General features: G+C 31.3%; 22 protein-coding genes. 4 read left to right on the plus strand and 18 right to left on the minus strand.

Annotated elements, in window-relative coordinates:
* Positions 1-481: 481 nt before the first annotated feature.
* The 18 genes from lysA to Q0J35_RS07800 all read right to left on the minus strand — a co-directional run bounded on the left by lysA (position 482) and on the right by Q0J35_RS07800 (position 16,763).
* The gene (gene lysA, locus Q0J35_RS07715; RefSeq protein WP_297195146.1) at positions 482-1,681 is read right to left on the minus strand and encodes a diaminopimelate decarboxylase; all 1,200 of its coding nucleotides are present in this window, start codon (positions 1,679-1,681) and stop codon (positions 482-484) included.
* 3 nt (positions 1,682-1,684) lie between these two features.
* Positions 1,685-3,355 carry a dihydroxy-acid dehydratase gene (ilvD, locus tag Q0J35_RS07720; RefSeq protein ID WP_297195148.1) on the minus strand — a complete coding sequence of 557 codons (1,671 nt, stop codon included), beginning with the start codon at positions 3,353-3,355 and terminating at the stop codon, positions 1,685-1,687.
* A 9-nt stretch (positions 3,356-3,364) separates the two neighbouring features.
* Complete coding sequence (locus Q0J35_RS07725; RefSeq protein WP_297195150.1) at positions 3,365-4,426, minus strand: LptF/LptG family permease; 1,062 nt, start codon at positions 4,424-4,426, stop codon at positions 3,365-3,367.
* A complete protein-coding gene (gene pth / locus Q0J35_RS07730; protein WP_297195153.1) occupies positions 4,427-4,969 on the minus strand; it encodes an aminoacyl-tRNA hydrolase in 543 nt (180 codons plus the stop codon).
* Entirely contained in the window at positions 4,966-5,502 is a 537-nt protein-coding gene (locus Q0J35_RS07735; protein ID WP_297195155.1) for a 50S ribosomal protein L25/general stress protein Ctc, read from the minus strand. Before Q0J35_RS07735 ends, pth begins: the two co-directional genes overlap by 4 nt.
* Positions 5,503-5,586: 84 nt before the next feature.
* Entirely contained in the window at positions 5,587-6,078 is a 492-nt protein-coding gene (locus Q0J35_RS07740) for a hypothetical protein (RefSeq protein WP_297195157.1), read from the minus strand.
* Between the two features lies 1 nt (position 6,079).
* Positions 6,080-6,427: a hypothetical protein gene (locus Q0J35_RS07745; RefSeq protein WP_297195159.1), complete on the minus strand. Its 348-nt coding sequence runs from the start codon at positions 6,425-6,427 to the stop codon at positions 6,080-6,082.
* Positions 6,402-7,370 carry a transaldolase gene (locus Q0J35_RS07750; RefSeq protein ID WP_297195161.1) on the minus strand — a complete coding sequence of 323 codons (969 nt, stop codon included), beginning with the start codon at positions 7,368-7,370 and terminating at the stop codon, positions 6,402-6,404. Before Q0J35_RS07750 ends, Q0J35_RS07745 begins: the two co-directional genes overlap by 26 nt.
* Complete coding sequence (gene serB, locus Q0J35_RS07755) at positions 7,367-7,993, minus strand: phosphoserine phosphatase SerB (RefSeq protein ID WP_297195163.1); 627 nt, start codon at positions 7,991-7,993, stop codon at positions 7,367-7,369. Before serB ends, Q0J35_RS07750 begins: the two co-directional genes overlap by 4 nt.
* On the minus strand, positions 7,993-8,508 hold the full coding sequence (locus Q0J35_RS07760) for a chemotaxis protein CheW (protein ID WP_297195166.1): 516 nt from the start codon (positions 8,506-8,508) through the stop codon (positions 7,993-7,995). The genes serB and Q0J35_RS07760 overlap by 1 nt, the downstream gene beginning before the upstream one ends.
* Before the next feature lie 4 nt (positions 8,509-8,512).
* The gene (locus tag Q0J35_RS07765) at positions 8,513-10,834 is read right to left on the minus strand and encodes a response regulator (RefSeq protein WP_297195168.1); all 2,322 of its coding nucleotides are present in this window, start codon (positions 10,832-10,834) and stop codon (positions 8,513-8,515) included.
* A gap of 5 nt (positions 10,835-10,839) precedes the next feature.
* On the minus strand, positions 10,840-11,787 hold the full coding sequence (locus Q0J35_RS07770) for a chemotaxis protein (RefSeq protein ID WP_297195170.1): 948 nt from the start codon (positions 11,785-11,787) through the stop codon (positions 10,840-10,842).
* Between the two features lie 43 nt (positions 11,788-11,830).
* Positions 11,831-12,580 carry a metallophosphoesterase gene (locus Q0J35_RS07775; RefSeq protein ID WP_363315716.1) on the minus strand — a complete coding sequence of 250 codons (750 nt, stop codon included), beginning with the start codon at positions 12,578-12,580 and terminating at the stop codon, positions 11,831-11,833.
* Positions 12,574-13,059 carry a transcription elongation factor GreA gene (greA, locus tag Q0J35_RS07780; RefSeq protein WP_297195175.1) on the minus strand — a complete coding sequence of 162 codons (486 nt, stop codon included), beginning with the start codon at positions 13,057-13,059 and terminating at the stop codon, positions 12,574-12,576. Before greA ends, Q0J35_RS07775 begins: the two co-directional genes overlap by 7 nt.
* 16 nt (positions 13,060-13,075) lie before the next feature.
* A complete protein-coding gene (gene lpxB, locus Q0J35_RS07785; RefSeq protein WP_297195177.1) occupies positions 13,076-14,164 on the minus strand; it encodes a lipid-A-disaccharide synthase in 1,089 nt (362 codons plus the stop codon).
* Between the two features lie 29 nt (positions 14,165-14,193).
* Entirely contained in the window at positions 14,194-14,640 is a 447-nt protein-coding gene (locus tag Q0J35_RS07790; RefSeq protein WP_297195179.1) for a Sua5 YciO YrdC YwlC family protein, read from the minus strand.
* Positions 14,615-15,760, minus strand: coding sequence for a methyl-accepting chemotaxis protein (locus Q0J35_RS07795; RefSeq protein WP_297195181.1), 1,146 nt, complete (start codon positions 15,758-15,760; stop codon positions 14,615-14,617). The genes Q0J35_RS07790 and Q0J35_RS07795 overlap by 26 nt, the downstream gene beginning before the upstream one ends.
* A gap of 151 nt (positions 15,761-15,911) precedes the next feature.
* On the minus strand, positions 15,912-16,763 hold the full coding sequence (locus tag Q0J35_RS07800; protein WP_297195183.1) for a DUF817 domain-containing protein: 852 nt from the start codon (positions 16,761-16,763) through the stop codon (positions 15,912-15,914).
* Between the two features lie 124 nt (positions 16,764-16,887).
* Between Q0J35_RS07800 and Q0J35_RS07805 the strand changes: the two genes are divergently transcribed.
* Genes Q0J35_RS07805 through Q0J35_RS07820 form a run of 4 tightly spaced genes read left to right on the plus strand, consistent with a single transcriptional unit; the run spans position 16,888 to position 21,050 of the window.
* Entirely contained in the window at positions 16,888-17,184 is a 297-nt protein-coding gene (locus tag Q0J35_RS07805; RefSeq protein ID WP_297195185.1) for a hypothetical protein, read from the plus strand.
* Positions 17,184-17,906: an SDR family oxidoreductase gene (locus Q0J35_RS07810; RefSeq protein WP_297195187.1), complete on the plus strand. Its 723-nt coding sequence runs from the start codon at positions 17,184-17,186 to the stop codon at positions 17,904-17,906. The genes Q0J35_RS07805 and Q0J35_RS07810 overlap by 1 nt, the downstream gene beginning before the upstream one ends.
* Positions 17,899-19,242 carry a long-chain fatty acid--CoA ligase gene (locus Q0J35_RS07815; RefSeq protein WP_297195189.1) on the plus strand — a complete coding sequence of 448 codons (1,344 nt, stop codon included), beginning with the start codon at positions 17,899-17,901 and terminating at the stop codon, positions 19,240-19,242. The genes Q0J35_RS07810 and Q0J35_RS07815 overlap by 8 nt, the downstream gene beginning before the upstream one ends.
* Positions 19,239-21,050 (plus strand): hypothetical protein, encoded by a 1,812-nt coding sequence (locus Q0J35_RS07820; protein WP_297195190.1) that lies wholly within the window; start codon positions 19,239-19,241, stop codon positions 21,048-21,050. The genes Q0J35_RS07815 and Q0J35_RS07820 overlap by 4 nt, the downstream gene beginning before the upstream one ends.
* Positions 21,051-21,100: the final 50 nt, after the last annotated feature.

Raw genomic sequence — 21,100 nt, forward strand, 5'->3', positions numbered from 1 at the left:
TTTGTTCAAATATAATTTTTTGAAAACCTTTTTCCTCCCCCTTTTTTTATAAATGTAAAAAATTTTTTTTCCCCCCCCCCCCCCCCCGTATTTAACTTAATTTTAGAATAAAATTAATTTTTTTTTAAATTTTTTTAAATTTTGTTACTTTAAGAAACAATTTTTTTGCTATGAAAAGTTAGGACTATATAAAACAAGCTTTAAAATGGTATAAATTGATACGGTGAAAAATCAGATTTAGCCTTTTGTGAAAATTTAGATAATAAGCTTAAACTCTTAGAAGAGGAAAATAAAGCACTAGAAAAGAAATTAGAATACCTAGAAAGTATTAAAAAAATAATAAAAACAAGACTCTCACAGTGAAATAAATTCGCTGTGAGGGTAAAACTTTTTAAGAAAGTCCTTTAAAAACACATTTTTTGCTTTCATTATCACATTTTATTATTGCACGAGGGGTAGAATCATTTAGTATTTTTGAGTTTTATAAATCCTCTTCTAAGGCTATTTGCTCCTCAAAGGTTTGACGGCGACGAATAAGCTTTATTTCTCCATTTTCTAAGGCTAATTCACAAACCTTGTTTCTGCTATTATAATTGCTACTCATAGAAAAGCCGTATGCTCCAGCATCTTTTATAAGCATTATTTCGCCTTCTTTTGTCTTTGGTAATATCCTATCTTTTGCGAAAAAATCTCCACTCTCGCAAATTCCACCAACTACATCGCACTTACTTGCTTCTAAGCCTTCGCTGTATGGCAATACTATGTTATGGTAGGCATTGTAAAGGCTAGGACGTATCAAGTCGTTCATAGCTGCATCTACTATAACAAATCTTTTGTATTCTGTTTGTTTTTCGTAAAGCACAGAGCATAAAAGTGTGCCAGAGCGTGCCACTAAGAAACGTCCTGGTTCAAGAAGTATAGTCATATCAAGCCCAGATAAAGATGAAAGAATGCTTTGTGCGTATTCGTATAAATTTAATTCCTTATTGCTCTCATAATCAATCCCAAGTCCTCCGCCAATATCAAAGAATTTAAGCTCTATATCAAGTGCTTTTAATTCTTTTACCAAATTCGCAACTATAGCACTAGCTTCGGCGATAGGCGTTATGTCTAATAACTGCGAGCCTATGTGAAAATGAACTCCGACAGGTTCTAAAAAATCGCTTTTTTTAGCGTATATATACATTTTTTTAGCTTCATTTATCTCTACGCCGAATTTATTTTCGTGCAAACCAGTAGATATGTAAGGGTGGGTTTTTGCATCTACGTTTGGATTTACTCTTATGCTTATACGAGCTTTTAAATTTAGCTCTTTAGCCACTTGTTCTAAGCACAACATTTCGGCACTACTTTCTAAATTTATGTAAAGTATATTTAGTTGCAAGGCTTCTTTTAATTCTTCTTTAGTTTTTGCCACCCCACTAAAAATGATTTTATACGGTTTAGCACCTGCTTTTAAAGCTCTTTTTACCTCATTTATGCTAACACAGTCAAAGCCACTATCCAAATTTACAAGCATTCTAAGTAGGCTTAAATTTGAATTTGCTTTTAAAGCGTAACAAAGTTGAGATTTTCTAGCCTTAAACGCCTCTTTTAGTCTTAAAAACCTTTGCTTTATATCATCAAAATCATAAATATAAAGAGGGCTTTTAAATTCTTCTCTTAGTTTTTTATAGTCCATATTTTATTCCAAAATAGCACCGTTGCTAGCATTGCTAACTAATTTTTGATACATCTTAAGCCACCTTGAGTTTATTTGCTTTTTAGGCATTATGAATTTTTCTTTTCTTTTTTCTATTTCTTCAGCACTTAAACGCACTGATATGCTGTAAGAATCTACATCTATATCTATAATATCACCGTCCTCAAGCAATGCTATAAGCCCACCTTCAGCCGCTTCAGGGCTTATGTGTCCCACGCTTAAACCTCTTGTTGCTCCACTAAAGCGTCCATCTGTTATCAAAGCGACATCAGCACCAAGTCCCATACCCATTATTAAAGAGGTTGGGCTAAGCATTTCTTGCATTCCAGGACCGCCTTTTGGTCCTTCATATCTTATAACGCAAACATCTCCTTTTTTAATCTTGCCTTTCATTATGCCTTTTATAGCTTCGCTTTGCGAGTTAAAACACACAGCCTTTCCACTGAATTTTTTATCTCCAACTATACCAGCAGTTTTTATAACGCAACCCTCTTTTGCTAAATTCCCAAATAAAATAGCAAGCCCACCAACAGAAGAATAAGGATTTTCTACTCGCCTTATAATGCTTTCATCTTTTATATCAGCGTCTTTTATCCTATCTTTTAAGGTCTCGCCGCTTATAGTTAGGGCATTTAAATCAAGCATTTTATTGTCTCTTGTTGAAATTTCTTTTATAACAGCATTTATGCCACCAGCTCTACCTATATCCTCCATAGCAACAGTTGGCAAAGAAGGTGCTATTTTTGCTATGTGAGCTATATTTTTACTAATTTCATTTAGGTTTTTTATATCTAACGCACAACCAGCTTCTCTTGATATGGCAAGCATATGTAAAATTGTATTTGTGCTACCTCCCATAGCCATATCTACCACCATAGCATTATTTATAGAATTTTTGTTTATGATATTTCTTATTTTAAATTTCTCATCAAGTGCTATTTCACAAATTCTTTTTGCTGCCTTTCTTAGCAATTCTTCTCTTTCAGGGCTTTGTGCTAGGATAGTCCCATTGCCACTAAGTGCTATACCCATAGCTTCACAGAGAGTATTCATAGAATTTGCGGTAAACATACCAGAGCAAGAGCCACCACCAGGACAGGCTTTGCATTCTATATCTTTTAATTCATCCTCATCTATTTTTTTAACCTCGTATGCACCAACTGCTTCAAAAACGCTATTTAAAGTGAGCTTTTCTCCTTTTGAGCTAAAGCCAGCTCTCATCGGACCCCCGCTTACAAAGATAGTTGGCACATTTACCCTTAAAGCACCCATAAGCATACCCGGAGTTATTTTATCGCAGTTTGGTATGCAAATAAGTGCATCAAGCTGATGAGCGTTCATAACTGTTTCTATGGAATTTGCGATAAGTTCTCTGCTAGGTAATGAATAAAGCATACCATCGTGTCCCATTGCGATCCCGTCATCAACTCCTATGGTGTTAAATTCAAAAGGCACACAACCGTTTTTACGAATTTCATCTTTTATTATCTTTGCGTATTCGTTTAGATAAAAATGACCGGGAATGATGTCTATATAGCTATTTGCCACTCCTATAAATGGTTTATCAAAGTCTTCATCTTTTAAGCCACAAGCTCTTAATAAAGAGCGATTCGGTGCTTTTAAATAACCTTTTTTTATAACATCACTTCTCATAAATCCTCCTTATCTTTTAAAATACAAAAACAAACTTATACAAATTAAAATACAAACAGGTAGTATAATAGCAAATTCGGGTAATAATACAGAATTTTGTGCTAATCTAACAAGCAAAAAGAAAACTCCCCACACTCCAAGAGTTACTATAAAAAATATAAAACTTAAAAAGGCTAGATTAAAATATCTAGAAATGGTAGGAATAAAACGATATAAAATAAGCATTAAAAAAGGTGCAAAAAACGGCATAATGCTAAGTCTATAAAGTTCTGTTCGTATGGAATTTGTGTTTATATCTTGTTTTGAAAATGTTAAAAAACTTTGCCACGCATCTGTGATAGAATAGCTTTTTTCTGTTGTTGCACTTTCTATAACCTTTGGCTTAAAGTCTTTTAAAGCTTTACTTTCATCAAATTTATTTAATATTAGACCCTGGTTAAAAAGCTCTATTTGTTTAGGCAAGGCTATATTTTCTCCATTTTTTAAAAGCCAAAAATCATCGCTAAAATAAGCATTTTTAGCACTTGTAAGTGAGCTTAGATTGTTTTCATTCATAGTAAAAATTCTTATATTAGAGATGCTATCGTCATTTGGATTAAGTTTTTGTATATAAACAAAATGTTCGTTGTATTTTATAAAAATATCAGAGCTAGTGAGTGCTAAAACGGCATCATTTTTTATATTAGATCTATATTCATCGGCATAGGCAAAGGGTGTAAAATTTAAGGCAAGATAAATGAAACAAAAGAATAAAGCCCATAAAAATGGGTATAGTATCACTAATTTTTTGCTAAGACCTAGTGCGTAAAGGCTTACGAGTTCATTACTTCTTAATATAGACAAAAAGCAAAGTATCATAGCAAATACTAAAGATATAGGCAAAATATAACTTACGGCTGAAAATGATAAAAATACTACATATAAAAAGACTAAATTTGCAGAATTTGGTAAGTCAGAAAAATTTAGTAGCAAGTCTATAGCAACAAAAAAAACGACTAAGGCTATAAATATTATAAAAAAACTTTTTAAGTAATTTTCTGTGATAAAGCGAAAAAATACTGAAAAGCTCATCTACGCCCTTAATGAAAATTTAGATGAAATTTCATTTATATCGCCTTGCAACAATGCAAACAAGGCTTTTTTACAGTGCAGTAATATAGGATTTAACAGCTCTAATTCTGTTTGTGTAAATTTAGACAAAACAAAGTCCTTTACTTTTTCATCTTTGCCTATGCCTATGCGAATTCTTTCATAATCATTTGAGCAGTAAGAGTCTATGCTTTTAAGACCATTGTGTCCTCCAGCACTTCCACCTTTTTTAAAACGCACTGTGCCAAGCTTTAAGTCTATATCATCGTGAATAACTATCAATCTTGTGCAAGAGTAAAAATTTTTAACCGCACTCACACTTTCTCCGCTTAAATTCATAAACGTATGAGGCTTTAATAGCAACAAAGAAGAGCCATATTTATAAAGCTCCCCTTTGAATTTTTTATTTGTTATTTTAACTGTATCTAGCTCTTTTAAAAGTAAATCAAGAAACATAAAACCTACATTATGTCTTGTAAGTTCATATTCTTTACCTATATTTCCAAGCCCTACGACTAAGGTCATCTAGCTTTTTCTACGCCAACTACTGCTATCCTATCAGCATCTACCATAGTTACGCCGTCTGGCACTTTTATATCTCTTATAAGCAAAGCATCACCAACATCAAGTTTGCTAACATCAAGTTCAAAAAAATCAGGCAAATTTTCTGCTGCACACTTTACTTTTACTCTTCTTTTTGACTGTATTAACACGCCTTTATTTTTAAGCCCTATGGCTGTGCCGACTATCTTTATAGGCACCATATATTTTGAAAGCACTCCTTTTTGTGCTACTTTTAGATCCACGTGCTTAAGTTCGCTGGTAACAGGGTCTTTTTGGTAATCCACAACAACCACATTTAAAGTTTGCGACCCAACTTTTACATCAAAGCTTAGTTTTTGCTTTTTTCTAAGCTCTTTTATAAACTCATTTACCTTAAAGGCTGCATTTATGTTTTCTAAGCCTTTGCCGTAGATGTTTGCTATTAGATAACCATCTCTTTTTAAAGCCTTGGAAGCTTTTCTGCCGATACTCTCTCTAACGATACCTTCTAACATCTTTTTCCTTTCTAAAAATAAGGCTAAATTCTATCAAAAATAACTTAGGAAAAGGTAAAATGAATTATTGACTAAATTTTATGCTTAATGATAACGGTATTTTATGTCTAAAATTTCAAAGCATTCGTTTTTATAAAGCCCTTCTTTTTCAAAGGCGTAAAAAAGGATTTTGCATTCATCTTTTGTCGGTTTTCTTGTCTCTATCAAAGTGCCATTTTCATCGTAATTTTGTGTGCTTGCCTCTTGTATGGGATGGGTGTAAATTCTTTGTCTTAAAATTCCGTCTTTATAAAGATAAAGTCCTTGAGAATAGGCTGTTTCATTGATCCAAAAACCCTGTCTTAAGCTATTTTCATCATAGCTTCCTTTTGCAAAAGAAGAGCCGTCATTGCCATTATCTAATCTATAATTCGCCCGAAATTCAAATTCTCCTATGGCTTTTTTATCTTTATATTTTCCTTTATGATAGACATAATAACCATTATCTAATGAAAGAAAAAGAATGAAAAAAATACAAAGAAAAAGAAAAAGAAATGTAAAAAATAGATATTTTAAAAATTTTAATATTATTCTCATCTTATATAAATCTATCCACATATAGTAAAAATGGCATTTTATCTAAGTTTTTTTCTTTTAAAAAATGATAAAGCTCACAAAACTGCTTTTTAGCACATAGCAAGGACAGTTCGTTTTTATCTAAAAAGCTTTTATTTAAATCGATTAGGTATTCATACTCTTGTTCAGATATGGCAAAATTTCTTTGTTCTGGCACTATTAATATAAATTCTTTTTTTAACGTAGGCACACCAGGTTCATAAAGCTCGTATTTTTCAACACTTGGAAAATATAGATAAAGTATGATTGCTATTAAGACGGCAAAAAGTATGCCCAGCTTTTTATTATAAAGCAGATAGGATATCTTCATAAGCTATACAAAACTGCTTTAAACCATCATCAAGTAAAAATTTACTAGCTTCATCAAGCTCATCTTTGCTTATATTTTGAGCTAATTTTTGATGAAGTTCTTCAAGGGAAAGCGGCTTTTTGATCTCTATTTTTTTGCCTTTAAAAGCCTCTATGGCATCAAGTGGAGCTGTGTTTATGCAGTTAGAGAATAAAAGCTCTTTTATATAATAATCTTTTTCTAAATCATCTCCCTTTACGCCCGTGCTTGCAAATAGAGTTTTGATATTTGCCTCATTTTGTGCTTGTATATAGTGGTAAGCAAAGGAAGCAAGGTAAATTCCAAGCTTATTTTTTTCTAATACTCTGTTATTTAGAAGTCTATCATAACGACTTACAAAGACACTAATAACAGCTTTTGGCTCTTTTAAGCCCTTATTTTTTTTACGAAATTCTTTAAGTCCCAAATTTAAAGCTTCAAAGCATTTTATACTTTGTTCATAAGAAAATATCAAGGTAGCATTTACATTGATACCCTCTTTCATTAGCTCATACATAGCCTCATAAGATTCATTTGTAGCCGGGATTTTTATCATAACATTATCTTTGGCTATTTCTGTTCTTAGCCTTTTTGCTTCGCCTATGCTTAGTGCTGTATTGTCGTGCAATCTAGGATCTATTTCTATGCTTATAAAACCTTCGTTGTTAGTAAAATAATTCAAAGACAATTTATCAGCCGCTTTTTTTATATCTTGTATCGCTAAAATTTCGTATTTTTGCTTTGCATTTTTTGTGTTTAATCTCGCAATTCTTTCTTTATATTGCTTGGAATTTAATATAGCATTTTTAAAAATACTAGGATTTGTAGTTGCTCCGTTTATAGTGTTTGAATATATCAAATTTAAAAACTCATTGTCTAAAAAGGAATCTTCTAAGAAATCGCACCAAATGGAAAAATTATTCATTTTATTATATCCTTTATTTTTGTTAAATCTTTTTCATCTACACAGTGAGTGGCATTTTGTCTTAAAATGTCTTTCGCACAAAAGGCTATATTTAACTTACTTTCTTTAAACATAGAAAGATCGTTTGCACCATCACCAACGCAAGCTACTTCATCATCTTTGACTTTTAAAAGAGTTTTTAGCCTTTTTAGCATTTCTCCTTTTGAGTTAGAAAACATCATTTCCCCGCCGACAAAACCACTTAAAATACCATTTTTTTGGTGAAGATAGTTTGCAAAAGCTATATCAAAATTCAATTTGTTTTGAGCCAAATCAACACCCTCGTGAAAACCTCCGCTAAAAACAGCAACTGTGATATTTTTTGATTTAAGGTAAGATATAAGTTCTTTAGCACCATTCATAAGAGGAAAATTTTTGCAATACTCAAGGACATTTTCGTAGGACATACCTTTAAGCAAGGAAACTCTTTTGTTTAAGCTTTCAAAAAAATCAAGCTCACCATTCATAGCCCTAGTAGTTATCTTGCTAACTTCTGACCCAACTCCGTAGTGTGAAGCTAATATATCTATGCTTTCACCGTCCATAAGAGTTGAATCAAAATCAAAAACGCAAAGTTTTATCATTAAAAATCGCGTTTAAGCAAGGCTTCAGCTTTTAGTATAGTAAGTATGTTATTATCTCTTTTTCCTATACCATAAATCATACCTTTATCCCTTACTATTGTTTCAGGTGGCGGATCTATCATACCTTTGTTTATTTTTATAGCTTCTGTTAGCCTATCTATAACAAAGCCTACACAAGAATCAATATCCTTATTTTCATTTTTAAGAACTATGTATCTTGTTTGAGGGTTAAATTTGGTAGTGCCTAAATTAAATAGCCTTGCTAGGTCTATTAAAGGTGTTACTCTACCACGCATATTAAAAACACCTAATACATAGTCAGGCACAGAAGGGACTCTAGTAAAGTCTATAGGCTTGATAATTTCTTGTATATTTAAAATAGGAACAGCATATTCTTCATCGCTAACTACAAAACCTACAAGTTGAACTACTTCATCTTCTGATTGACCTTCCCCGAAAGGCTGTGATATCTGCTCTTTTTGTCTTTGTAAAACTTGACTTAACTTATCACTCATAGCTTTATCCTAACTTTAAATTTTTTCTAACTACATTTTCTAGATATTCTGGAGAATATGGTTTTGTTATATACTCTGTCATACCCACTTCAACGCCTCTTAGTCTATCTGTTTTACTTGTCCTTGACGTAACGGCTATAAGAGGTAAATTTCTATATCTTGAGTATTTTCTAATTTCACCTGCTAGTGTATAACCGTCCATTTTAGGCATTTCTATATCTATTAATATAGCATCAACTTCTTTATCTGATTTAACTATTTCCAAAGCTTCCACGCCATTTGTAGCTTCAAGCATACTAACACCAAGTGGCTCAAGTGCCCTATGCATAAGTGTTCTATCCATTTTAGAATCATCTACTATAAGCACAGTGTAATCGCTTGGTTTCTCTTTGGTTTTCTTGCTTTCTGATTCTATTTGAGCTTTTATATCTACCTTGATATTTTTAGCTAAATTCATCATAGCACCTACATCAACTATGAGTATAACATTTCCATCACCTCTAACGGTAGCACCAGCTATACCCTGTATATTTTGTAGATAATCGCCCATAGATTTTATAACTATTTCCTCTTGTCCTATTAGGTTATCAACTATTATTCCTAATTTTGTTTCTGCTATGCTAACTATAACCACATAAGCTAAATCGCTACTTTCAAATACTTGTTTAACTCCAAATATATCAGAAAGTCTCACTAAGGATAAAACTTCATTTCTAAGTCTAAGAACATTTTTACCCTCTATAGTATAGATACTATCTATAGGCACTCTAACTGTTTCTAAAACACTAGCAAGTGGTATAGCATAAATTTCTTCTTGAGTTCCCACGACTAGAGATTGCATAATAGCAAGAGTTAAAGGAATTTTTAGTTTAAATACAGAGCCTTTACCAATCTCACTATCTATATCTATAATACCGTTTAACTTTTCTATATTTGTTTTAACAACATCCATACCAACACCGCGTCCAGATACATTCGTAACTTTAGCAGCAGTAGAAAAACCCGGTTTAAATATAAGCCCAAAAGCCTCTTTGTCACTCATACTATCAGCTTCTTTTTCTGTGATGAGTTTCTTTTCTAAGGCTTTATTTTTAAGCATAGTGGCATCAAGACCTTTACCATCATCTGTTATTTCTATAACTATATGATTACCTTCATTATAAGCTTTTAATTGTATTATGCCTTTTTCTGGTTTTCCAGCAGCAATTCTAGCAGCAGGCTCTTCAACACCATGATCACAAGAATTTCTAATCATATGCATTATAGGATCGCCTATTTCTTCTACTATAGACTTATCAAGCTCTGTTTCTTCCCCGCTTATTTCTAGCTCTATTTGTTTTCCTAGCTCTCTACTTAAATCTCTAACAACTCTAGGGAATTTGTTAAACACCTTAGCAACAGGCTGCATTCTAGTTTTCATAACAGCAAGTTGAATATCTGTGGTAACTATACTTAGCTGTCCTACTACTTGATTTAATTCTTCTAGGAATTTTTCACCTTCGTATCTTTCCTCAACATCATTGTATATGGTTATAATTCTATTTTTATTAAGAACCAACTCTCCAGCTAAATTCATAAGCTGATCAAGTCTTTTTACATCGACTCTTATTGTTTGCTCCATAGCTGCAGCATTTCCTGTGCCTTGAGCTGGAAGCTTATTTGCAGACGCAGCACCGCTATTAGTCTGTGCTTTATTTGCTGTGCTTGCAGGAGCTGGTTTTGGAGGATTATTTGCTGCTTTTGCTTGTCTTCTAGCTTCATCTTCAGCTTTTCTGACTTTTAGCAATCTTTCTATTTCAGCTTCTACTTCAGCATCGCTTAAGCTATTAACATCTACTTCTTCTGCATTGTTTTCTGGTGCTTTGCTAGGTTCTGGTGCAACAGGCTCTTCTTTTTTAGGTGCGGCAGATTCTGAAGCAGAAGAACTTACATTACCTTTTTCAGAAATTGCTGTTAATTTTGCACAGATAGGATTTATATCCATACCTATACTAGTATCGTTTCCGTTATCTCTGATGCAGTTTAGCAAAGTTTTCATTTTGTCTATAGATTCTAAAACTACATCCATTATGTCAGGAGTGATTTTTAACTCCCCGTGTCTAGCTTTATTCAGCACATCTTCCATATGGTGTGTTAATCTAGTCAAAACATCAAAATTCAAAAAGCTTGAAGATCCTTTTACTGTATGAGCTACACGGAAGATGCTATTTAACAGTTCTAAATCTTCTGGATTTGCCTCAAGCTCTACTAAATCGTGGTCTATTTGATCAACAAGCTCAAAGGCTTCGACCAAAAAGTCCTCAAGTATTTCTTGCATATCTTCCATATCTCTTACCTCTGCTCGTGTTCTTTTATAATTCTAATAATCTCGCTAAAGAATTGATTTGCGTCAAATTTAACCAAATACCCTTCTCCACCAGATTCTTGTATGCCTTTTTCACTCATAAATTCATTTGATAATGATGAGTTAAAAATCAAAGGAATATCTTTAAATACAGGATTTTCTTTAAGTTTTGCTGAAAAGTGAAATCCGTCCATTTTAGGCATTTCTACATCGCTTACTATTATCTTTAAGTGTTTAGATATATCATTGCCATATGTAGAATACATTTCATTTAATTTTTGAAGACCTTCTACTCCATCTCTTGCTTCAACTACAGTTAGTCCTATTTTTTGTAACATTTCTTTAACTCTTCTTCTAGCAGTAGAGCTATCATCAACAGCTAAAGCTATACCACTTAGTTTTTCTAAGTTACCGTAGTCTATTTCTGTTCTAGGAGTATAAATTCCAAGATCCTCTACAACGCCCTCTAAATCAAGTATGAGTAAGACCTCATCATTTTCTATACGAGTAACGCCCGTTATTTTACTTTTATCAAGAGAGCCTTGACCACCTGAAAACGTTGCTGGTTCTATATCTTTCCAGTTTATACGACGAATCCTCTTTGCTTCATGCACTATAAAACCTATGAATATATTGCTAAATTCAGTTATTATAACCCTTGGTTTTAGCATAGCACTTTCTGGTTCTTTGATTTGCATCCATTTAGCAAGATTTACAACAGGAATCACCACTCCACGAAGGTCAAATATACCTTCTATGTAGCTAGGAACTCCGGGTAATTCAGTTAATACAGGAATTTTTATTATCTCTTTTACCTTAGAGACATTAACTCCATAAATTCCCTCATAAACTTTATCTTCCCCTTGCCTAAAGATACGAAAATCAACGAGCTCCATTTCATTTGAGCCAGTTTTTATGATTTTGTTATCTAGCATTTCTTCTCCTGAAAATTTTGAAGACTTAAAATCTACATTTACTTTAAAGCAATTCTACTACAAAAAAACTTTCCTTGTATGCAAAACTATCTAAATTCATATAATATTTACCGTCCTCATTCAATACAAAATTTTGGTGATAATGACCTTCCAAGACCAAGAAATTTTCGCACTTATATTTATCATATCTAGACTTTGCTATATTGCAAAAATCTTTTATCTTATAAAATAAATTTTTATTTAATTGTTTGTTTTTGATCTTTGTGCTTATGAAATTTTTACTAATGCTATCTAAAAAATTTAAAAATAAAAGCAAAAAATGGTATCTAAGGCTTCTTAAAGCAAAGGAAAGTAAGGGTTTTAAAAATATATCTCCGTGTGCTATTTTTACACCTTTTACACCTTTAAATTCAAAACTTTTAAGTTCTTGTTTTAGTGTTTTTTGTGTTATTTTTAAATTTTTTTCACAAGATAAGGTAAGTGCTTGATTTTTTATAGGAAAAATTTTTACCTTTTCAAAAAAATTAGCTAAATTAAAATCGTGATTACCTTCTAAATATAGCACTTCTGTCTTATCGCTTATATCTTCTAAGATTTTTATATAAGGTTTTGCAAAGCTATGCGTGGCTTTGATTTCGTAAATAAGCAAGTCAAAGATATCTCCCATAAGTATGAGTTGAGGGCAGTCTAGCTCACCATTTTTCAAAGCTTCTAAAAGTCTATAAAATCCTCGTCTTTGAGAATTTTCGTGTGCATCAGCTACTATTATAGCTTTATTCTTTAAACTTAAAATTTTAAATCCTCATATTTTATCGATAAAATTTCAAATTCGCACTCACCTTTTGGGAGCTTCACTTTAAAATCATCTCCTTCTTTCTTGCCAAGCATAGCTTTAGCAAGAGGCGAATTTATGGATATATAAGCTTTTTCTAAATCAGCTTCTACCACTCCTACTATAGTGTATTTTTTTTCTTCATCTGTGTCCATATCGCTTATGATAACAGTTGAGCCAAATTTTACAGCATCGTGTTTATAGCTTTTTGGATCTATTACATTTGCTCTTGCTACTAAGTCGCTAAGTTCTGCTATCCTACCCTCTATAAAAGCTTGCTTTTCTCTTGCTGCGTGGTATTCTGCATTTTCTTTCAAGTCCCCGTGACCTCTTGCTATATCTATTTCTTCAACCACCTTTGGACGCTGTTTTGTTTTTAGATCTTCTAGCTCTGCAACTATTTTATCATAACCAAATTTACTCATAGCTTCTTTTTGCATATTATTCCTTCCTTGCTTATTGTTCTAAAAGAATTTTTGCTAAATTTTTAGCACAACCAAAACGTAAATATTCTTTTAAAAATGAAACTTTAGCAAAAAATTCTTTATAATTGTAATTTTTATAAGCTTCATATAATTTTTCTTCATTTACATTTTCTTGTATAAATTCAGGGTGTAAAATTTCATTTTTAGCAAAGTCAAGCATAATATTTGCAAGTCCTATATATTTGAGTTTTACAAAACATTTTGCTATGATATAATCTATCTTTTTAGCTTTGTAAGCTAAGATAAAAGGTGTTCCGATTAAAGCTGCTTGTAAAGTAGCTGTGCCAGAGCAAATAAAGGCGAAATCAGCCTCGTTTAAAGCTAAAATAGCATCATCTTTGATTGTAAATTCGCTTGTATCACCATAAATTTCAAGTTTATTTAGGTTAAATTTAGGTATGGCAAGTATTTTTTCTCCTTGAAATTTTTTTGCTAAGTTTCTAAAAATAGGCATAAGTCTTTTTATTTCACCCCTTCTCGAACCCGGCAAAAACGCTATTTTGTTGTTTTTATTAATGCTAAAATTTTTGAAAAAATTTTCATCTTTTACCGTTTTTATCTCATCTAACAAAGGATGTCCTACATAAATGCTTTTGCTAAAAAATTTATCGTCAAATGGCAGTATGGAGGCTAATATATCAAAGTTTTTTTCTATGATTGGGATACGTCCTTTTTTCCAAGCCCAAACTTGAGGCAGGATATAATAAATTTTTTTTTGTGTAACACCTGCATTGTTTAAAGCCTTTGCTAGCGGTATATTAAAGGCTGGAGAATCTATACATAAAAAGCTTTTAGTATTTGAGTTTAAAGCTAGATTAACAAGCTCTTTTATAGCCTTTTTTGCTTTTATTATTAGTGGCAAAACCTCGATAAATCCCATAGCAGAAAATTCGTGAGAGCTGTATAGAGGCTTACTTTTTAACTCAAATTCCTTACACAAAGCCTCATCATAAATGCCTTCAAGCTCAAAGCTTTGATTTTCTTTTTTTATAGCTAGTAAAATTTCTCTTAAATGTAAATTTGCAGACGGCTCCAAAGCACTCACTAAAAATGTTTTCACTCATAATACCTTTATTTTTATTTTTAATTTTAGCGAATTTTTAGCCTTTTACTTCTTGATAATTTTATTATATGAGACGGTTTTTTTTCGCAAAAATTATCGCCAAGCACTATATTAGCTACTTTTCTAGCCCAAGTTTCATCAAATTTTTTCTTGTGTATATTTGCTGAACTGGAGTAAAAAAAGCCATTTTCCTTTAAAAATTTGCTATGTTTTTCATCATTTACAAGTCTAAAAGAAAAAGAATTTGAAAGTATAAAGCTAGTTTTTTTGGATTTGCGTATCTCATTTTTAAAGGCATTTGGTATTCTTGAAAAATTTTTTATCTCGCTAAGATAAGAAGAGGTTAGCAAACAAGGCGTGTTAAGCTTTCTTTTTTTTATACGGTTTAAATTTTTTACATTTTTACTTAGAAAGCCCACAGTTGTATCTGTTTGCGTTAAGATTATATCATCTTGTGAAAATTTGAATTTCATTTTCTAGCCTTGAAAAATTTTCTTTTATTGATTTTGAGATTATAGAAACATTTTGTGAATTATTAAAATTATGAGTGCTAAATTCGGAAATTTTTTTAACATCTTCACTTATATTTTCTAAATTTTCTCTTGTTTCATCGCTATTTTTTATGATTTTTTGTGTTGTATTAAAATTTTCATTAAATACATTTTCAAAATTACTAATTTGTGTATCAGCGTTTATGGATTTATCTAATAAAATTTGCATACTTTCAGTGGTGTCTTGTATGGCTTCTTTGCTGTTTGAAACCTCTTGAGTTATAGCTTTTACATTTAAATCTATTTGGCTTAATGAATTTTGCGTCGATTCAGCTAATTTTCTAATCTCATCAGCAAGCACAGAAAAACCTCGTCCGTGTTCTCCAGCTCTTGCTGCTTCAATAGCTGCGTTTAAAGCTAAAAGGTTTGTTTGCTCGGCTATGGCTCTTACTGTTTCCACAACCAAGACTATATCATTAGTTTTATTTTGCAAGGAATCAAAACAAGTATTAAGATTTGAATTTTGCTCATAAATATTTTGCACCAAGTCTCTAGTTTCTTTCATAAGCATTTTGATTTCATCTGAAATTTGCTTTAGACTAAACTGTTTTTCTTCGCTTTTTTTAATATCTTGTATAAAGCTTTCTAAAAGATTTATAACAGCATTTGCCCTTATATTTGCTGAATTTACCATTTCTTTTATATCTTTTGAGCAAATTATTAAAAAATGACTTATTTTGTCAAGCCCTTTTATATCACCTTGAGTTTGCTCTGCACTTTGTTTTATGCTAGATACTATTGAGCTAATTTTTGCTTTGAATTTATCAACAAGTTTTAAAATTTTACCGTTTTCAGAGGAGTATTTTGTATTTACTTGTATGTTAGAATTTAAATTCATATTGCTAAGAGCTTTTGAAACAGCCATAGTCATATCAACTCCCCATTTCTTTTCGTCTATATCGTGTATGATAAGTGCTAATGCTAATATATACTGCACTATCTGCCCATAAATGTTATCCGTAAAAAATATGGCATTTGATATTAGTATCACTATGCCTGTTATGTGTATAATTCTCATTCTAGTGTATAAAGATTTTAACATCGCTTTATCCTTACTCTTTTATTTTTATTTACATTTTAATAAAAAAGAGTAAATAAGTCTTATTAATTTTTTTATATTGATGTAAAGTATTTTTATTTTTAACCGATATAGAGATTGAATCTTTTCAAAATATTGCTATCAAGCCTGGTTTTTAAGCCGGGCTTTTTTTATTTAAGTTTAATTTTTCTTGCAATTCCTTTAAAGAAACTACTATAGTAAAGCTCATAACTATAACTAAAGACCAAGAACCCCATTTAGAAAAGCTTACTAAAGCCCAAGAGCCGATTTGATTAGGATAGGTCCAAACCCCTAAAATAGTCCCAAAATTTTCAGCTATCCATATAAAAAATCCAACCAATACAAAACTCACAAGCAAAGGCATTTTTCTTTCTTTATCAAGAGGGGTAAAGCAAATAAAACTGCTACGATAAAAAAACAAAAGCAAAGCAGCTATATAATAACGATAATCACCTATATAATGGTGTGTAAAAAAATTCGCATATATCATAAAAGAAAGTATCAAAGATATATGAATTTTTGGGTGTTTATCTAGCCTCATATCAAAGATTCTATACGCTTGTATTATATATGAGGCAACTGAAGCATACATAAAACCAGAAAAAAGCGGCACTCCATAAATTTTTGTATAAGCAAATTCTGTGTAAGCCCACGAATTTACAACACTTGTTTTAAATGCTTCTAAACAAAAGCCAAGAAAGTGAAATATGCAAATGGCTATTAATTCATTCTTGCTTTCAAGTTTTGAAAAATACATAAAAACTTGCAAAAGAATAGCTATGATTAAAAGCAGGTCGTATCTATAAAGACCAAAAGCTTGATTTGGGACTAAAAGCATAGCTAAAAAAAATGAAAAAGCAAACAAACAGGCTCTTGCTTGTTTTATGCCAAAAAATAAAAATTCTAAAACAAATCTCTTAAAACCATTTACATCATAATGTTTTTTACTCATTAAATATATATCAAATTTATGCAATAAATTCATATTTTCACTTGCCTTGATTTTAAAAATAGCCTTTGTAATTATATAAAAACAAATTATCCGTTACCAAATCGTTTTTTTTTTTTTTGTATGATTTAGTTTCACAATAAATTTTTAAGGACTTTTTATGAGTATTGATACAAAAAAGCTTGTGCTTGAAGTTTTGTCAAATTTGGCTAATGACTATGATATAGATGAATTTAAAACAGCAGATGAAAATACTAAAATTTATACAGGCTTTGGCGGGAAGCTTGATTCTCTTGGTATGGTAAATTTGGTAGCAGAGCTCGAAGATGTTTTAAGCTCTATGCTGGATAAAGAAGTTATACTTGCTGATGATAAGATGATGAGCTCTAGAAATTCTCCACTAAAAGATGTAAAAAGTCTTATAGAGTATGTAGATAAAAAGATAAAAGAACTTTAATGCAGAAAATTATACTTATAACAGGTGCTAGAAAAGGCATAGGAAAATTTTTAGCACAGCATTATCTAGATCAAGGACACATAGTATGTGCGTGTTCTAGAAAAGAGGGTGCGATTAGCCACGAAAATTACAGGCATTTTATGCTTGATGTAAGCGATGAAATGGCTGTTGTTTCTATGCTAAGAAAGATAAGAAAAGAATTTGGCGGCGTTGATGTGCTTATAAATAACGCTGGTATAGCTGCTATGAATCACTGTCTTAGCACACCATACAAAAGTCTTGAAGATGTATTTAAAACAAATGTTTTTGGAACTTTTCTTTTCTTAAGAGAATGTGCTAAGATAATGAGCTTAAACTACAAAAAACAAGAAAAAGCATTTCCTTACAGGATAGTAAATTTTAGCACAGTTGCAACTCCTTTAAGACTTGAAGGAGAGGCTGTTTATGCTGCTTCAAAATCCGCTGTTATAAACTTAACACAAACTTGTGCGAAGGAGTTAGCTCCTTTTGGAATCACTGTAAATGCTATAGGACCTACCCCTATACAAACTGATTTGATAAAAAATATACCTAAGGAAAAGATAGATGATTTGCTTAAAAAACAAGCGATAAAAAGACTTGGAAATTTTGATGATGTTTTAAATGCTATAAATTTTTTCATAGATGAAAAAAGCGAATTTATAACAGGTCAGGTATTATTTTTAGGAGGCGTTTTTGAGTGATTTTGTATCTCCTTTTTTACAAAAAATTGATTTGGTAGATAAAAAAAATCTTGCACTTATTTATGAAGATTTGAGCTTTACTTATGAGGAACTTATAAGGCTTGTAAAAGAGAAAATTTCTTTGCTAAAAGATATAGATAAAAGGTATATTTTAGGAGTTAGAGGCGATTTTGATATAGACAGTATTTCTTTTTTACTAGCTTGTGTTGAGTTAAAAAGGATAGTAGTTCCGTTTATAAAAGATGACAAAATAGATGAAAAGATAAGAGAAGCTGGAATTTACGCACTTTATGAGGATAAAGAGCTGAAATTTTATGAGGAAAATGCAAATTTTAAGCACGATTTTATAAATGAACTCATCAAAAAAGATGAGGCAGGGCTTATACTTTTTTCAAGCGGTAGCACAGGTAAACCAAAGGCTATAGTTCATAGCCTAGATAAATTGCTTTTGCCCTTTTTAGATAAAAAAGCAAAAAAGATGAATATCTTGCTTTTTTTGATGTTTGATCATATAGGCGGACTTAATACCCTTTTTAACTGCTTAAGCCTTGGAGCTTGTGGCGTTGCTATAAAAGATAGAAAAAATGTAGAGCTAATAGCATCTTGCATACAAAAGTATAAAATCGCCCTACTTCCAGCCTCACCATCGCTTTTAAATTTATTTTTACTCTCAAATTTAAAACAAAGATATGATTTAAGCTCACTAAAGCTAATAACTTATGGCACGGAAAAAATGCCAGAAAGTTTGCTAGAAAGGCTAAAGAATGAATTTAAAAAGGTTCGTTTTCATCAAACCTTTGGCACAAGCGAGGTAGGCATAAATCAAACAAAAAGCTATGAAAACTACATAAAGCTTGAAAATGTGGAGTATAAGATAGTAAATGATGAGCTTTTTTTAAAGAGCAAAACCCAAAGTCTTGGCTATCTAAACGCTGATAATGCGGTTTTTGATGAGGATGGGTATTTTGCCACAGGGGATTTGGTGGAGCTTAAGGAAATTAACGGCGAGCAGTATCTAAAGATAATCGGGCGAAGCAAAGAGCTTATCAATGTAGGAGGAGAAAAAGTTCTGCCGCAAGAACTCGAAGCTGTGCTTTTGGAGCTTGATTTCGTGAAAGACTGTCTAGTTTATGGCAAAGCTAATGCCTTAACAGGACAAATGGTCTGCGCTAAGATAGTCTTAAAAGATGAGGAAAAAAGGGATATGTTTGAGTTTAAAAAAGAGATAAAAAGCTTTTTAAAAGCTAAAAAAATAGCTGCTTTTAAAATACCTGCTAAGATTGATTTTGTAGCTGAGCTTAAGATAAGCTCTAGATTTAAAAAGGTAAGAAAATGAAAAAAATTGTCCTGCTTGGGGCTTCGAATTCTTGTATGCCCTTTAGACTAAATTCTGGGCTCTCTAGTGTAGAAGGTGTTGAACTTGTTAATTTATCTATGGGAGCCACTGGATCACTAAGCAAGATGAGAGCAATTTTTCATGAAGAAGAGGTAAAGCATTTACAAAGTGCTGATTTAATAATACTTGAGACAAATATTTGTGATTTTGGTATAGTATATCATACTAAATGGCATACAAGGCAGTATTTTATAAACTTGATACAAGGCTTGTATGAAGAGCTTTATAAGCTAAATACAAAAATTTTAGTCCTGCTTTTACCAAATTCTAATGTGAAAAATAACGAAATAAGTTTAGAAATAGATATAGCAAATATCCATAGTTTTTTTTGTGATAAATATGGCTTTAATTATATAAATGTGCTTAAATACTACCTAGAAAATGATATTAACTACTTTTTTACCCTTTGCACAAAGGATAATAATCATCAACTAAAAAGTATAATGTTTGATCTTGGCTTAAATATAGCTAAAAATTTAGATAGGTTTTTATATCCCAAAAAACTAGACTTAAAAAAGCAAGATATAAAATACAAGCTCTTAAGTCCAAAAGATATGAAGCTTACAAAAGGTGAGCTAAAAGAAAAAAAGATAATTGCTAGTAAACAAAAAGCCTATGTGCTAGATAAAAATACAGCCTTTAAGATAGCAAAAGAGTATAAGGGCTATAAAATTCTAGGTTTTACTTCTTATAATTTTGATAAAAAACTTGATTTGTCCAAATGGTGGCTTTCTTCTAGTATTATCTTTAAAAACAAAGACAAGGAATTTATAGTCTCATCTAATGTTCATTCTTATTTTCAGCCCTTTAAAGATAGCTTTATAATAGATGATGAAACTTATGTATGCTTTAATGAGGATAATAAAAGATTAGATCAAGGAAATTTTCACGAGAAAAATTTTATAGATTATTTTGCACTTGTAGATATTTTATTAGTAAAGGGTGAATTTAAAGCTGATGAGATAGCTTTTAATGAGAATTTTATAAAGACTTCAAAAGAGTATGATTTCTTACACCTATACCCTAATGCTGTTTTTTATAAAGAATTAATCGAGGATTTTTTAAATAATGTTTTTTCTAATGCAAATATAGAGAGCTTAAAACGTATAGTTAATGAGCAAAAGGCTCATTTAGAAAATGAACTTTCAAACTTAAAAAACGAAAATACTTCCTTAAAAGAAAGTCTAAACTCACCAGAACAAAAAGAAAAAATCTTAAATATTAGGTTTTTAGAAGAAAAGGTAAAAAGAAAAGAACTTAAAAATAAGATACTAGAAAAAGATTTAGGCTTTACTCATGAGGATATATTGCAAAGTAAAATTCTAAATCAAAAAGTAAAAGATTTAGAAAAGCTTTTATCAAGCATTCAAAGACCTCAAGCAACTATCTACACAAGTGCAAAGCTTAGGGTGCAAAATCACCTAGCTTATAAACTTGGACAAGCATTAATAGAAAATTCAAAAAGTATAAAAGGTTATATAAGACTGCCTTATGTCTTATCTTATATAAAAGATAAACATAAAAAAGAACAAAAGATATATAATGAAAAGATAAAAGATAATCCTTCTTTAAAATTACCTCCTTTAGAAAGTTATCCTGATTATAAAGATTCTTTAAGAGAAAAGAACTGCATTACATATAAATTAGGAGAAGCTTTGATAGAAAATATGAAACGGGGGGGGGCATTGAAATATATAAGATTTATGAAAGATGTGCGTAGGATAAAAAAAGTTTTTAAAAAAGTTTAAAGTATAAATTAGGGTAGAGGGGAGTTAAAAGAAAGGAAAAGCAAATTAAA

The sequence above is a fragment of the uncultured Campylobacter sp. genome (assembly GCF_944323605.1).
GTDB lineage: Bacteria > Campylobacterota > Campylobacteria > Campylobacterales > Campylobacteraceae > Campylobacter_D.

What these genes read in the sequence shown, in the direction of transcription:
- lysA (WP_297195146.1), bottom strand. Translation starts at nt 1,681, where the DNA reads ATGGACTATAAAAAACTAAGAGAAGAATTTAAAAGCCCTCTTTATATT.
- ilvD (WP_297195148.1), bottom strand. Translation starts at nt 3,355, where the DNA reads ATGAGAAGTGATGTTATAAAAAAAGGTTATTTAAAAGCACCGAATCGC.
- Q0J35_RS07725 (WP_297195150.1), bottom strand. Translation starts at nt 4,426, where the DNA reads ATGAGCTTTTCAGTATTTTTTCGCTTTATCACAGAAAATTACTTAAAA.
- pth (WP_297195153.1), bottom strand. Translation starts at nt 4,969, where the DNA reads ATGACCTTAGTCGTAGGGCTTGGAAATATAGGTAAAGAATATGAACTT.
- Q0J35_RS07735 (WP_297195155.1), bottom strand. Translation starts at nt 5,502, where the DNA reads ATGTTAGAAGGTATCGTTAGAGAGAGTATCGGCAGAAAAGCTTCCAAG.
- Q0J35_RS07740 (WP_297195157.1), bottom strand. Translation starts at nt 6,078, where the DNA reads ATGAGAATAATATTAAAATTTTTAAAATATCTATTTTTTACATTTCTT.
- Q0J35_RS07745 (WP_297195159.1), bottom strand. Translation starts at nt 6,427, where the DNA reads ATGAAGATATCCTATCTGCTTTATAATAAAAAGCTGGGCATACTTTTT.
- Q0J35_RS07750 (WP_297195161.1), bottom strand. Translation starts at nt 7,370, where the DNA reads ATGAATAATTTTTCCATTTGGTGCGATTTCTTAGAAGATTCCTTTTTA.
- serB (WP_297195163.1), bottom strand. Translation starts at nt 7,993, where the DNA reads ATGATAAAACTTTGCGTTTTTGATTTTGATTCAACTCTTATGGACGGT.
- Q0J35_RS07760 (WP_297195166.1), bottom strand. Translation starts at nt 8,508, where the DNA reads ATGAGTGATAAGTTAAGTCAAGTTTTACAAAGACAAAAAGAGCAGATA.
- Q0J35_RS07765 (WP_297195168.1), bottom strand. Translation starts at nt 10,834, where the DNA reads ATGGAAGATATGCAAGAAATACTTGAGGACTTTTTGGTCGAAGCCTTT.
- Q0J35_RS07770 (WP_297195170.1), bottom strand. Translation starts at nt 11,787, where the DNA reads ATGCTAGATAACAAAATCATAAAAACTGGCTCAAATGAAATGGAGCTC.
- greA (WP_297195175.1), bottom strand. Translation starts at nt 13,059, where the DNA reads ATGCAAAAAGAAGCTATGAGTAAATTTGGTTATGATAAAATAGTTGCA.
- Q0J35_RS07790 (WP_297195179.1), bottom strand. Translation starts at nt 14,640, where the DNA reads ATGAAATTCAAATTTTCACAAGATGATATAATCTTAACGCAAACAGAT.
- Q0J35_RS07795 (WP_297195181.1), bottom strand. Translation starts at nt 15,760, where the DNA reads ATGTTAAAATCTTTATACACTAGAATGAGAATTATACACATAACAGGC.
- Q0J35_RS07800 (WP_297195183.1), bottom strand. Translation starts at nt 16,763, where the DNA reads ATGAATTTATTGCATAAATTTGATATATATTTAATGAGTAAAAAACAT.
- Q0J35_RS07805 (WP_297195185.1), top strand. Translation starts at nt 16,888, where the DNA reads ATGAGTATTGATACAAAAAAGCTTGTGCTTGAAGTTTTGTCAAATTTG.
- Q0J35_RS07810 (WP_297195187.1), top strand. Translation starts at nt 17,184, where the DNA reads ATGCAGAAAATTATACTTATAACAGGTGCTAGAAAAGGCATAGGAAAA.
- Q0J35_RS07820 (WP_297195190.1), top strand. Translation starts at nt 19,239, where the DNA reads ATGAAAAAAATTGTCCTGCTTGGGGCTTCGAATTCTTGTATGCCCTTT.